The organism is Ruminococcus turbiniformis (assembly GCF_020687545.1).
In the GTDB taxonomy this organism is placed as follows: domain Bacteria; phylum Bacillota; class Clostridia; order Lachnospirales; family Lachnospiraceae; genus Mediterraneibacter; species Mediterraneibacter turbiniformis.
Window position 1 is genome coordinate 16,008 of record NZ_JAJEQX010000037.1, and the last position, 12,401, is coordinate 28,408.

Genomic DNA, 12,401 nt, shown 5'->3' on the forward strand with positions numbered 1-12,401 from the left:
CCCCTCCCATATCGTACGCGGACATTTATCCAACGAATATCCCTCCCGGGAAATTGACATTTCCGCTTCTTTACATGTCTGGGAAGGAAATGCTACAATATATAAAATTGGAGAATTTCCAGGAGGAAAAGAAAGATGAGTAAAGTAAGAAAGAGAGGGGCAAAAGTGCTGGCGGCCGTGCTGAGTCTCGGTATGCTTGGGAGCGGCATGACAGTTTTTGCGGCGCCGTCTACAGATGGAATTACAGTTGAGGTGGATCTCCGGCAGAACGGAGGAATCCTTTATGACGCGAACCAGACGGCCAGCATGCTGCCTGCTCCGTCTGCAGTTAATGCTTTGACGGTACTTCCGGAGAAGTATGATCTGAGAGACGAGGGAAAGGTTACGTCTGTAAAGTTCCAGAATCCGTGGGGGTCGTGCTGGGCCTTTTCGGCGTTGGCTTCGCTTGAGAGCAGCGCGCTTATGCAGGGAGCGTCGGAGACGACAGATTTTTCAGAAAAATCAATCACATGGTTCGCGAAACAGCAGCAGAAGGATGAGCAGGCCACGGATGCTGAACTGGAAGGCCCGTCGATTGAGGAAGGCGATCTGAACCAGGGGGTCTATAATATGGGAGGAAGAAGCATGGATGTTACTTCGTCGCTTGCATCCTGGATCGGAGCCTCTTCGGAAGAACAGGTGCCTTACCGGAATGCGGAGGGGATTACCGAATCAATCATTTTTGAAGAAGGTGGAGATGAGGTCTTTTATTACTCTGCAGACGGAGACTGGAGTGTGGACGCGTCCCATGCTTATGATGACGCCTACCGCATGGCCGAAGCATATTCTGCCGCCGGACCGTCTTCCTATCTGGCCTCAGGATATCCGGCGGATACAGTGTGGCCGGAGATGTTTTCGTCGGTGATTCCCACCGTGAAAAGCTGGATTATGAACAACGGAGCGGCTATGCTTACATATTGCGCCGATACGGCCAGCCCGGAAGATCTGGAAAACGGTGTGACGACCCGCTATTTTAACCCGGAGACGAACGCGCAGTATAATCCGGATGTCATGGCGATTAACCACGGTGTTACTGTGGTGGGATGGGATGACACATATTCCGCGGAGAACTTTCTGATTACACCTCCGGGGGACGGTGCGTGGATCATAAAAAACAGCTGGAGCGACGCCTGGGGAGATGAGGGGTATTTTTATCTGTCTTATTACGATACTACAGTGTATGAATTTGCCCAGTTTATTGCAGATGCCGGAAACAGTGCGGGATACAGAATGTATGACCACAATTACCAGTATGATTTTATGGGAAACCGCTCCATGATAAATTACAGTATGGAATACAAACTGCTTGGCAGCTGGACAGGGAAGGTCTCCGACGTTTCAACGGCAAATGTTTTTCAGGCTCAGGGACAGGAGACGCTCAGGGCAGTGGGAACCACGGATTCTCTGGCCTCAATGATTTCTGTTGAAGTGCAGACGGAGGTATATAAACTTGAAGATCCTTCCAGTCCGGTGAGTGGCGAACTTGTATCGAGCCAGACAGATATTGTGGATAACCTGAATTACGCGGTTATTGAGCTGGACAATCCGGTGGAGCTTCAGGAAGGAGAGTATTTTTCTGTTGTTCAGACGATGAGAACTCCCGCAGAGGATGCGTTTCTGATTCCCATAGAATTTGGCAGTACATCGCCGTTGTATGTGCAGGGGTATGACGCAGAGTCTTCCTATTATCTCGGACAGACTGTTGTGTGCAGCGAGGGACAGAGCTTTATCCGTATTACGGAAAATGGGGCTTCAGAAGGCGAGTGGCTTGACCTGGCGGGAGAAGAGGCGCAGGAGATGTTCCGAATTCCCATCGGCGACACGGGAGCAGAGGAGAATTATACCGTTGCCGGAAATGCGATGATCAAGGCATATACAGTGGACACGGATACGACCCTGAGCATGTCAAATGAGACTCTCACTCTGATCTGTTACGATTCGGACGGCAGAGAAATATCGAGAGTGGAGAGCCCGGATCTGTCCGGCGAGATTGAGATCCCGTGGAACAGCGCTTATGTAAGCTTTACGCTTGCGGAAGAGAGCGCGTCTTCCCTGTCTGTTGCTGCCGGAGGCCAGACTTTTGCAGAAGGGGACCGGATTCCGGCTGATGTTCTGAACGGAACGGCGGCGGTACTGACACTGGAAGGGGCAGACCGGGGTGAAGCGGCGTCAGCAGATTATACGGTTACTCTGAAAGCAGGAGAAAAACCGGCTGTAATCCCGGCGGATAAGACGGCTCTTCTTGAAAAACTCGCCGAGGCAAAGGCAATCAGCGGCGAAGGATACACAGAGGAGAGCTACGAAGCGCTTCAGAACGCGATCGCGGCAGCGCAAGCTGCTGCGGACAGTGAGGAGGTTTCGCAGGAAGAAGTGGACGCTCAGACTGCGGCACTTGAAGCGGCGATAAAAGGTCTTGTAAAGGAAGAAAAACCGGCTCCGGGCGGCGGAGACGACAACAGCGATACAGATACCGGGAATACGGATAAGAATGCATCGACTGCAGGAAAGAACGGCGGAAAATCCGGTGGTGCAGTGCAGACAGGAGATGAGACAAGGCCGGCAGCGGCAGCGGCGGTGCTCGGTGTTTCTGCAGTTCTCGCAGCAGCAGCGGCTGTATCCATGCGAAGAAGACGCGGATAAATTCGTGAATTGAAAATATTTATGGGGTATGTTAGAATGAAAAAAGACATACCCCATTTTATTTTGCATAAACGCGTGTACAGATGCGGCGCGGAGGCGTCTGAACGGGGTATAGCGGTGAAAAAGGGAATAAAAATTAATAAAAAGTAAGGGCGGAAAAGCCCATAAATGCGGAGGTTTTGAGAAATATGGAAGCATACAAGCAGGAATTTATTGAATTTATGGTGGACAGCGATGTGCTGAAGTTCGGAGAGTTTACGCTCAAGAGCGGCAGGAAATCCCCGTTTTTCATGAATGCGGGAGCTTATGTGACAGGTTCACAGTTAAAGAGGCTGGGGGAGTATTATGCAAAAGCGATCCACGATAAATACGGAGATGACTTTGATGTACTCTTCGGACCGGCTTATAAAGGAATTCCGCTGAGTGTCGTAACGGCGATTGCGTACAGTGAGCTGTACGGAAAGGAAGTGCGCTACTGTTCGGACCGCAAGGAAGAGAAAGACCACGGCGCGGACAAGGGAAGTTTTCTCGGCAGTAAATTAAAGGACGGAGACAGGGTGATCATGATCGAGGATGTCACCACATCCGGGAAGTCCATGGAAGAGACGGTTCCGAAGGTGAGAGGAGCGGCGGATGTAACGATTGTGGGACTTATGGTGTCCTTAAACCGTATGGAGGTGGGAAAAGGCGGCGAAAAATGCGCGCTGGATGAGGTGAAAGATCTGTACGGATTTGACACGGCTGCGATCGTGACAATGGAGGAAGTCGTGGAATGCCTTTACAATAAGCCATATAAAGGAAATGTTGTGATTGATGATACATTAAAGGCGGCGATTGACACATACTATGAAACGTATGGAGTAAAATAAGGAGGCGCGTTATATGGAAAAGGCATACCTTACAATGAAAAACAGCGGCGCGGGAAATATCGCAATCGGGATTATCGTACTTGTGATGGGGATTACGGTTGGAGTGCTATCCATTGTAAGCGGCGCAAATCTGCTGAAAAATAAGAGAGAAATTACATTTTAAGTTTTGCAGTCATGCCAGCGAATCCGGCAGATTTGCCGGAATCATAAGGGGGCAGACCCTGTTATTCGGGGTCAGTCCCCTTATTCGGTGACTGATGCACATATAAAGGGGAAGTATATTGAGCGTCAAAAAAGCGAAAATTATCAGGGCTTTCGGAAAGCTCCTGTTTTTGTTGTATGTCTGCTTTCTCGTCTATTTCCTGTTTCTTGCGGAGTGGTACGGAAGAACCGGAACAGCGGAAGAGTACAGATACAATCTGGAACTGTTCAAAGAAATCAGGCGTTTTATTACTTACAGGGAAGAACTCGGCATGTTTACGGTTGTGGCGAATCTTGCCGGAAATATTCTGATTTTTGTGCCGTATGGCTTTTTTGTTTCCATGGCCAGCAGGTCAAGGGGATTTTTCAAGACATTGTTTTACAGTATGTTCCTCAGTCTGGGTGTGGAGATTGCGCAGCTGTTTACAAGAGTGGGGAGCTTTGATGTGGATGACATCCTTCTGAATACGATCGGGGGAGTGCTGGGATATGTTGTATTTGTCATATGTAATTGGATGAGGAGAAGATATCATGTTCGGAATCGGAAAAAGCGCTGAACAGCGTCAGAAAGAAAAGGAGAGAAAGAAGCGGGGGACAAGAAAATACGGTCAGGCGAATCTGAAGCCGTCCCGGCAGGGTGTTCTCTCCTGCTTTGGAGGAGGTGCGGCTCTGGTGATTCTTCTGGGGTGCATCTTTTATTCATTTTCGGTGCGGGGAGAGGCGGCCGGCATAGTCGGCGGGATTGCGATCATCTCACCGATCCTGTCTGTGTACGGCGTACTGGCGGCGATCCGCGGTTTCGGAGAGCGGGACCGCAGCTATCTTCCATGTAAGATCGGACTTCCGGTCAGCGCAGCCGCGCTGATTCTGTTTTTTGCGATATTTATAGGAGGCTTAAGCTGATGAACAGAATACAGATACAGAGAGAAAAGAACAGAGAGTATGAAGAAAGACATGACCTTGCGGTAAATCGTCTGCGGGGGATTGTGACAGAAGAGACGGTTGCTGAGAGATATGTGCGCTATTTTCAGGACACGGCTCTTTTTCTTCTGGAACTTGAAAATGTGCGGCGTAAGGTAGAGAGCGGCGCCTGGGAGCACTACAGTACGGACCAGAAGCGGAGTCTGAATCAGATCCTGTACAGTGATATTGTGGGAGATCACTACGAAAAAAGTTACGCGAATCCCGCATATGCGTGTCAGCATTTCGGACTTGAAACGGGAAGACTGCTGGCTATGATGTATGCGGAAATGCGTTCGGGTATTCCGTATTCTTTTGAAAACCGTATGGATTATCTGACGATTCTGTATGAACTTTTTATTGAAGTCTACAACTGTTTCGAAAGCAGTGAAGAAAAAGAGGGGCCTGCGCCTGAGGCGGTCAGAGATATTTTTTACTGGTACGCCAGCGACTACACAGATGTCTTCCTGGCGGACCGCATTATGGAGCAGATAGATCCGGAGTATTCCTTTGCGGCGGACATTATCGAAAACGCGGATCTCGGAAAAGATGATTACCTCTACAGTTTCGGCGAATATATTACGGAAAATGAACTCGGGACAGCCCGTCATCTTCGCCTTCTCACAGAGGATACGATACGGAAGATGGCTGATGTCTATACGGAAGGCTACCGGATCGGATTTATCAATACCGGAAAAGATCTGTCGAAGAAGTCGGTCGTGAATATACGGTACACGCTCGGGTTTGAACGGGTGATCCGCATTGCCATTGACAATTTCAGAAAAATGGGGCTTAAGCCTGTGATCTACCGCGCTGCTTCCGGTGTGATTACAAAGCGGGAGCATCATAAGATCGGATATTTCGGGGCAGTGCCGAACTGGCAGTATGAGTATGACCACCGTCAGGACCAGGCGCTTTTCCTGGACAGGCGGTATATCGAGCGCAGACTGGAAGTGATGCGCACGGTATATGAAAAGAATAAAGAACTGGCAGCGGGATTTGCAGGGCCGGCTGTGATGGAGACATTCGGAGAGAAACCCTTTGCGCCGGCGGCGGTGCCGGAGGCGCCTGCGTACAGTGAGGAACAGAAAAAGCTTGCGCTGGAATATGACAGCCGTTCCGGGCAGATTACGAACGAGTATATCAGAGGGGATGAGAGAAGCTTTACGATTGTTGCCTATCCGGTGCCGGAAATCGGAGAACAGTATGCGGAGATCTTTGAAGATGTGATCCGGATCAATACGCTGGATGCAAAACTGTATGAAAAGGTTCAGCAGAAGATTATTGACGCTCTCGATCAGGGCGAGTATGTCCATGTGAAGGGAAAAGGCGCAAACAGGACAGATATCAGAGTGAAGCTGTTCTCGCTGAATAATCCGGAGAAAGAGACGATATTCGAAAACTGTGTGGCTGACGTCAATATCCCGGTGGGGGAAGTGTTTACTTCTCCGGTACTTGAGGGGACGGAAGGCGTGCTCCATGTAAGCCGCGTGTATCTGGAAGGACTGCAGTACAGAGATCTGGAAATTACCTTTGAGAACGGCATGGTGAAAGACTACCGATGCGCAAACTTTGAGGGCGGCGGAGCAGGTGCCGGAGCGGGGACTGGAGCGGACGTCGGACGCGAAGCGGATGCTGGAGCAGATGCCGGATGCGGATCTGAAGCGCTGGAGGAAGGACGCAGATACGTCAGAGAAAATGTGTTCAAAGGCCATGAGACGCTTGCGCTTGGTGAATTTGCCATTGGGACAAACACGACAGCTTATGTGACGGCGAAAAAATATGGAATCGAGGAGAAGATGCCGATTCTGATTGCAGAGAAGACAGGCCCTCATTTTGCGGTTGGCGATACCTGTTATTCATGGAGTGAGGACATCCGCGTGTATAATCCGAACGGCAAGGAAATTGTTGCAAAAGAGAACTCTGTATCGCGGAAAAGGAAGGAAGATATTTCCCAGGCTTATTATAACTGCCATACAGATATAACCGTACCTTATGAAGAGTTAGAAGAAATAAGTGTAGTGACAAAAGATGGGAAACACATTATACTTATTAAGGACGGAAAATTCGTATTGCCGGGGACGGAAATTCTGAATGAGCCGCTGGAAAAGCTGTAAATGATGCGGTCTGTGCGGTCTGGGCCCGGCTATCGCAAGAAGGAGGATAAGACATGCCAAAAGTAGGAATTGTTATGGGCAGTGACTCTGATCTGAAAGTGATGAGCAAGGCTGCTTCCATGCTGGAAAAACTGGGAATTGATTATGAGATGACCATTATTTCCGCACACCGGATGCCGGATGTGTTCTTTGAGTGGGCAAAGGCAGCAGAAGGAAAGGGAATCAAGGTGATTATCGCGGGAGCCGGAATGGCTGCGCATCTTCCGGGCATGTGTGCCGCGCTGTTCCCAATGCCGGTGATCGGAGTGCCCATGTCCGGCAAAAATCTGGATGGTATGGACGCACTGTACTCGATCGTGCAGATGCCGCCGGGAATTCCGGTTGCCACAGTTGCGATTGACGGAGGGATGAATGCGGCGATTCTCGCGGCAAAGATTCTTGCGGTTTCAGATGACGATATACTGGAGAGACTGAAGGCATACTCCGCTGAGATGAAGGATACGGTTCAGGCAAAAGCAGACAGATTAAAAGAAGTCGGATACGAGGAATATCTGGCAGGCAAATAAAGGGAGATAGCAGAATGGATTATAAAAAGGCTGGCGTTGATATTGAAGCAGGTTACAGATCGGTAGAACTTATGAAGGAACATGTGAAAAAGACCATGCGGCCGGAGGTTCTGGGCGGCCTGGGCGGTTTCTCGGGAGCGTTTTCACTGGCCGGGATAAAAGAGATGGAAGATCCGGTTCTGCTTTCCGGAACAGACGGATGCGGGACAAAGGTGAAGCTGGCGATGATTCTGGACAAACATGATACGATCGGGATCGACGCGGTTGCAATGTGTGTAAATGATATTGCATGCGCGGGCGGCGAGCCGCTGTTTTTCCTTGACTATATTGCCTGCGGAAAGAATGAACCGGAGAAGATCGCCGCGATCGTAAGCGGTGTTGCGGAAGGCTGTATGCAGTCTGGTGCAGCACTGATCGGAGGCGAGACAGCGGAACATCCGGGAATGATGGATGAAGATGAATATGATGTGGCGGGCTTCGCGGTAGGCGTGTGCGAGCGGAAGAAGATGATTACCGGGGATAACTTAAATGCCGGTGATGTGCTCATTGGCATGGCGTCTTCCGGAGTGCACAGCAACGGGTACTCTCTTGTGAGAAAAGTGTTTAATATGAAGAGAGAGGCTCTCGACACATACTACGAAAGTCTCGGTTCGACTCTCGGAGAGACGCTGCTTGTTCCTACAAAGATTTATGTGAAAGCGTTAAAGAGCATAAAAGATGCGGGCGTGACGGTCAAGGCGTGCAGCCATATTACAGGCGGCGGCTTTTATGAGAATGTGCCGCGTATGTTAAAGGACGGTCTGCGCGCAGTGATCAGAAAAGACAGCTATCCCATTCCGCCGATCTTCAATATGCTCTCCGTGGATGGAAATATCCAGGAGCAGATGATGTACAATACATTTAATATGGGACTCGGCATGGTGCTTGCGGTTGACGAGACAGACGCCGATGCAGCGGTGAGAGCGATCCGTGAGGCCGGGGAAGCTCCCTATGTTGTCGGCAGAATTGAGGCCGGAGAAAAGGGAGTGGATTTATGCTGAGCAAAAATGCTGCGGCAAATGAAGCGGACAAAAAGAGTGCGCTTCGCATTGTCGTAATGGTGTCCGGCGGGGGAACAAACCTGCAGGCGATTATTGACAGCGTGAAAAACGGGACAATCACCAATACAGAGATTGCCGGCGTGATCAGCAACAACAGGAATGCGTATGCGCTGACTCGGGCGGAAGAAAACGGGATCCCGGCCGTGTGCGTATCTCCGAAAGATTATGAGACCCGCGAAATATTCAACGAAAAGCTTCTCGACGCGGTGGACAGCTATGAGCCGGATCTTGTCGTGCTGGCAGGGTTCCTCGTGGTGATTCCGCCGAAGATGATTGAAAAATACCGAAACAGGATGATCAATATTCACCCGTCCCTGATTCCTTCTTTCTGCGGAAAGGGGTATTACGGGCTGAAAGTTCATGAAGCTGCTCTGGCAAGAGGGGTGAAAGTGGTCGGAGCCACAGTGCATTTTGTAGACGAAGGGACGGATACAGGCCCGATTATTCTCCAGAAAGCAGTGGAAGTGGAGCAGGGAGACACTCCGGAAGTGCTTCAGCGAAGAGTGATGGAGCAGGCGGAGTGGAAGATCCTTCCGCGGGCGATTGACCTGATCGCAAACGGAAAAGTGAAAGTGGCGGACAACAGGACAGAGATCCTGTCTTAGACTGGCGGAAATGCGGCGGGATTGCGCACAATGAGGAGGTAAAAAATGAAAGTACTGATCGTAGGAAGCGGCGGAAGAGAGCACGCCATCGCGGCGAGCGTGGCAAAGAGTCCGAAGGCGGACAAGATTTACTGTGCGCCGGGCAATGCGGGAATCGCGGAGTACGCGGAGTGTGTCGATATCGGTGCGATGGAGTTTGATAAACTTGCGTCTTTTGCAAAGGAGAAAGAGATTGACCTCTGCATCGTCGGAATGGACGATCCTCTGGTGGGAGGCCTTGTGGATGTGCTTGAGGCGGCGGGCATCCGCACGTTTGGTCCGAGAAAGAATGCGGCGATTCTCGAGGGATCAAAGGCATTTTCGAAAGACCTTATGAAAAAATACAATATCCCGACAGCTGCCTATGAGAATTTTACAGATCCGGACAAGGCGATTGCGTATCTGGAAAATGAGGCAAAGTTTCCAATTGTGCTGAAAGCGGACGGGCTTGCACTTGGAAAGGGCGTTCTTATCTGCCAGAATCTGGAAGAGGCAAAAGAGGGCGTGAAGACGATCATGCTGGACAAAAAGTTCGGCACGGCAGGAAACGAGATGGTCGTTGAAGAGTTCATGACAGGACGCGAGGTGTCCGTGCTTTCCTTTGTGGATGGAAAGACGATCAGAACCATGACAAGTGCGCAGGATCACAAGCGTGCAGGGGACGGCGATACAGGCCTTAATACAGGCGGAATGGGAACATTCTCCCCCAGTCCTTTCTATACAAAAGAGGTGGAGGAGTTCTGCGAGAAGTATATTTATCAGCCTACAGTGGACGCCATGGCGGCAGAGGGACGCCCGTTCAAAGGCGTGATTTTCTTTGGGCTGATGCTTACTTCCGACGGACCGAAGGTTCTGGAGTACAACGCAAGATTCGGAGATCCGGAAGCGCAGGTTGTGCTGTCCCGCATGAAAACCGATATTATCGATGTGGTGGAGGCGTGCGTTGACGGGACACTGGATCAGATCGATCTGGAGTTTGAGGATAACGCGGCAGTGTGCGTCGTTCTGGCGTCTGACGGCTATCCGGTGAAATATGAGAAAGGATATCCGATCACAGGTCTCGACGAGTTTAAGAAACACGAGGGATACTACTGCTTCCATGCAGGAACAAAGTTCGACGGCGATGCGATCGTGACAAACGGCGGGCGTGTCCTCGGTGTGACAGCCAAAGGAAAAGACTTGAAAGAAGCAAGAAAGAACGCCTACGCAGCTACAGAGTGGGTGAAGTTTGAGAATAAATATATGCGCCACGATATCGGGAAAGCGATTGACGAGGCGTAGATAAAATAAAGATAAAAAGGAAGACGGAACTTTATTGATGTATAACGGCATTTGATGTGAGTGCTTTTGTCAATAAGGACCGTCTTCTTTTCTGTCAAATTACAATTTTACTCTTCTCTGATTTTTTTCAGTTCCTCACTGGTAATATTGCAGTAATTTTCGATCTGGTCATCGGTAAGGCCCTGCCGGATCATATTCAGGACAATTTCTCTGACGCTTTCCCGGATACCCTCCTGTCTGCCCTCGTTCCATGCGGCTTCGCGCTCCTGCATCATATGACGTTCCTGATTATATTCAAAAATACTCATTTCCTTCGCCTCCGCCCTGTGTTTCTCCAGAAATTCTTTCAGGATTCCTTCGCTGAGACATTCCCTGATGGCGAGCTCCACGGCTTCCTCCAGTTCCATTACCTTTGTGTACTCCCGGATCTTGTCCGTATACACTGCATAGTCCCGGAGTGTCCGGCACGCTCTTTTTAGAGGAACGTTATTATCTCCTGAAATATTCAGCATGACGGTTTCCAGCTCCAGCCGGATCTCTTCTGTTTTGAAAGTGTACAGATCAGACAGTTTCCTGACCATCCGCTCTGGCATCTCCTTTTCCCCGTTATAGAAAATGATGAACTCTGGCGGCGGAAGCTTTACTGCCGCCGTGCCGTACAGGTTCTCATTCTTCGTCATCCCCGAATAGAGCTGGGAGATGTAAAAGAGGAACCGGAGCGGCAGATTCGGGTTATAGGTGGACTGATGCTCATACAGAGAAAGCCTGCCGTCAATGAGAAAGGAAAGATCGTTTCTCATGGACATGTAAATCGCATTTTTCAGAGTGTTGATTTTCAGCAGCTCGGGATCCGAATAGTGTTTTCCCGTCATTGCGTTGTAAAGCTCCAGCAGATTGTTCTTATCCTCGAAAAGCATGATAAAAAGTGTGGATTTAAATGTACGGTTGATCGTGTTGCCTGTGCCGGATCTCTTCCGTCCGGATTTGCGGTTGCGTTTTGCCATATGACAGCCTCCTTTTTGAATAAATGGTGCAGAAGAGACTGTTTCGTCTGTTTAATCCTTCCGAAAAATCTCTCTGCTGTGTTAAATGGGAATAAAAGCATTGAGATTTTCCTGAATGTGATTAGAATTTCTGAAATGGCATCGTGCATTCTTAGAATAAAAACATGCTGGAAATGGTTAATGCTTTGTGTGTATCATAACATATGCGGACGAAAGTTGCCAGTGGCAAGTTGTGATTTGTCAGGAGATTTGTATGCTTCCGCCGTAAGGAGGATGTTGGTTTCACCCGCACTTTCGTTCGGGACGCAGCGCAGCGGTACATAGGTGTGCAAAGTACGCACACCAAGTACCGGCGCTGCTTTACGGGGCTCAACCAACACCCTCCTTCCGGCTGGGCGCATCCATATACTCGGACAAATCATGTAGCAGGAAAGCGGGTGCCGGGTGCCTCGATATAGATAGAGTATGATTGAACCATAGCCCAATCATCGGACTTTGACTTGTCGGACGGACACACTTCTGTTCTGATGAAACCCAGCGTGGGAGAGGGGATCTCGTAGGAGGCCGTAAAGAACGCCGGTACTTGCGCGCGTGTTTTGCGCGCTTAGCACCGCTGCGTTCGTCCCGAGCGCGAGCGTGCCTCCGAGGGATCCCCTCTCCCACGCGAAAGCGATGCCTGTGAGGGATATCGTGATCTAATGCACGCGGCCCTTTATCCAACCAATGTTCCTTCACTGATTTTTGATTTTGATGCTTTGACAAGAAAACTTTGCAAAATATATTGACAAGAAAACTTGGCGATGGTATTCTGATTATGCAAAGAAAACTTGGCGAAATGCAAGGGAAAGGCATTAGGTAGTGTCAAGTGATCTATGAAAAACTGAGCCGAAAAAATCAGGCTCAGCAGAACCTTGAAAATTGCAGATATTGACATCGAAAAGTTCTCCGAAGGCTCAGGGCGCTGCCCTGAGAACCCGCAA

Annotated in this window: 12 protein-coding genes; 10 read left to right on the forward strand and 2 right to left on the reverse strand. The window is 49.8% G+C overall.

All coding sequences use genetic code 11. The annotated features are described in order from the left end of the window. Nucleotides 1–135: 135 nt before the first annotated feature. The 10 genes from LKD70_RS15740 (at nt 136) to purD (ending at nt 10,417) form a co-directional block, all read left to right on the forward strand. Nucleotides 136–2,679, forward strand: coding sequence for a C1 family peptidase (locus tag LKD70_RS15740; protein WP_227708826.1), 2,544 nt, complete (start codon nt 136–138; stop codon nt 2,677–2,679). A gap of 188 nt (nt 2,680–2,867) precedes the next feature. Beyond that, complete coding sequence (gene pyrE, locus LKD70_RS15745) at nt 2,868–3,548, forward strand: orotate phosphoribosyltransferase (protein ID WP_227708827.1); 681 nt, start codon at nt 2,868–2,870, stop codon at nt 3,546–3,548. A gap of 13 nt (nt 3,549–3,561) precedes the next feature. After that, nucleotides 3,562–3,711, forward strand: a complete 150-nt coding sequence (locus LKD70_RS15750) for a hypothetical protein (RefSeq protein ID WP_227708828.1) — start codon at nt 3,562–3,564, stop codon at nt 3,709–3,711. 118 nt (nt 3,712–3,829) lie between these two features. Further along, the gene (locus LKD70_RS15755) at nt 3,830–4,306 is read left to right on the forward strand and encodes a VanZ family protein (RefSeq protein WP_227708829.1); all 477 of its coding nucleotides are present in this window, start codon (nt 3,830–3,832) and stop codon (nt 4,304–4,306) included. Beyond that, nucleotides 4,281–4,652 (forward strand): hypothetical protein, encoded by a 372-nt coding sequence (locus LKD70_RS15760; RefSeq protein ID WP_227708830.1) that lies wholly within the window; start codon nt 4,281–4,283, stop codon nt 4,650–4,652. Before LKD70_RS15755 ends, LKD70_RS15760 begins: the two co-directional genes overlap by 26 nt. Then, nucleotides 4,652–6,826 carry an aminopeptidase gene (locus tag LKD70_RS15765; RefSeq protein ID WP_227708831.1) on the forward strand — a complete coding sequence of 725 codons (2,175 nt, stop codon included), beginning with the start codon at nt 4,652–4,654 and terminating at the stop codon, nt 6,824–6,826. Before LKD70_RS15760 ends, LKD70_RS15765 begins: the two co-directional genes overlap by 1 nt. Nucleotides 6,827–6,879: 53 nt before the next feature. Further along, nucleotides 6,880–7,392: a 5-(carboxyamino)imidazole ribonucleotide mutase gene (purE, locus tag LKD70_RS15770; RefSeq protein WP_227708832.1), complete on the forward strand. Its 513-nt coding sequence runs from the start codon at nt 6,880–6,882 to the stop codon at nt 7,390–7,392. A 14-nt stretch (nt 7,393–7,406) separates the two neighbouring features. Continuing rightward, complete coding sequence (gene purM / locus LKD70_RS15775) at nt 7,407–8,432, forward strand: phosphoribosylformylglycinamidine cyclo-ligase (protein ID WP_227708833.1); 1,026 nt, start codon at nt 7,407–7,409, stop codon at nt 8,430–8,432. After that, on the forward strand, nt 8,426–9,097 hold the full coding sequence (purN, locus tag LKD70_RS15780; protein ID WP_227708834.1) for a phosphoribosylglycinamide formyltransferase: 672 nt from the start codon (nt 8,426–8,428) through the stop codon (nt 9,095–9,097). The genes purM and purN overlap by 7 nt, the downstream gene beginning before the upstream one ends. Nucleotides 9,098–9,142: 45 nt before the next feature. Then, nucleotides 9,143–10,417, forward strand: coding sequence for a phosphoribosylamine--glycine ligase (purD, locus tag LKD70_RS15785; RefSeq protein WP_227708835.1), 1,275 nt, complete (start codon nt 9,143–9,145; stop codon nt 10,415–10,417). A 107-nt stretch (nt 10,418–10,524) separates the two neighbouring features. Here the strand turns inward: purD and LKD70_RS15790 are convergent, their stop codons facing one another. Then, nucleotides 10,525–11,421 carry a hypothetical protein gene (locus LKD70_RS15790; RefSeq protein ID WP_227708836.1) on the reverse strand — a complete coding sequence of 299 codons (897 nt, stop codon included), beginning with the start codon at nt 11,419–11,421 and terminating at the stop codon, nt 10,525–10,527. Between the two features lie 712 nt (nt 11,422–12,133). Then, nucleotides 12,134–12,401 (reverse strand): hypothetical protein (locus LKD70_RS15795; protein ID WP_227708837.1); only part of this gene is annotated, 268 nt, incomplete at its 5' end.

Coding starts and splice junctions, on each gene's coding strand:
- LKD70_RS15740 (WP_227708826.1), top strand. CDS start 136: ATGAGTAAAGTAAGAAAGAGAGGGGCAAAAGTGCTGGCGGCCGTGCTG.
- pyrE (WP_227708827.1), top strand. CDS start 2,868: ATGGAAGCATACAAGCAGGAATTTATTGAATTTATGGTGGACAGCGAT.
- LKD70_RS15750 (WP_227708828.1), top strand. CDS start 3,562: ATGGAAAAGGCATACCTTACAATGAAAAACAGCGGCGCGGGAAATATC.
- LKD70_RS15760 (WP_227708830.1), top strand. CDS start 4,281: ATGTTCGGAATCGGAAAAAGCGCTGAACAGCGTCAGAAAGAAAAGGAG.
- LKD70_RS15765 (WP_227708831.1), top strand. CDS start 4,652: ATGAACAGAATACAGATACAGAGAGAAAAGAACAGAGAGTATGAAGAA.
- purE (WP_227708832.1), top strand. CDS start 6,880: ATGCCAAAAGTAGGAATTGTTATGGGCAGTGACTCTGATCTGAAAGTG.
- purM (WP_227708833.1), top strand. CDS start 7,407: ATGGATTATAAAAAGGCTGGCGTTGATATTGAAGCAGGTTACAGATCG.
- purN (WP_227708834.1), top strand. CDS start 8,426: ATGCTGAGCAAAAATGCTGCGGCAAATGAAGCGGACAAAAAGAGTGCG.
- purD (WP_227708835.1), top strand. CDS start 9,143: ATGAAAGTACTGATCGTAGGAAGCGGCGGAAGAGAGCACGCCATCGCG.
- LKD70_RS15790 (WP_227708836.1), bottom strand. CDS start 11,421: ATGGCAAAACGCAACCGCAAATCCGGACGGAAGAGATCCGGCACAGGC.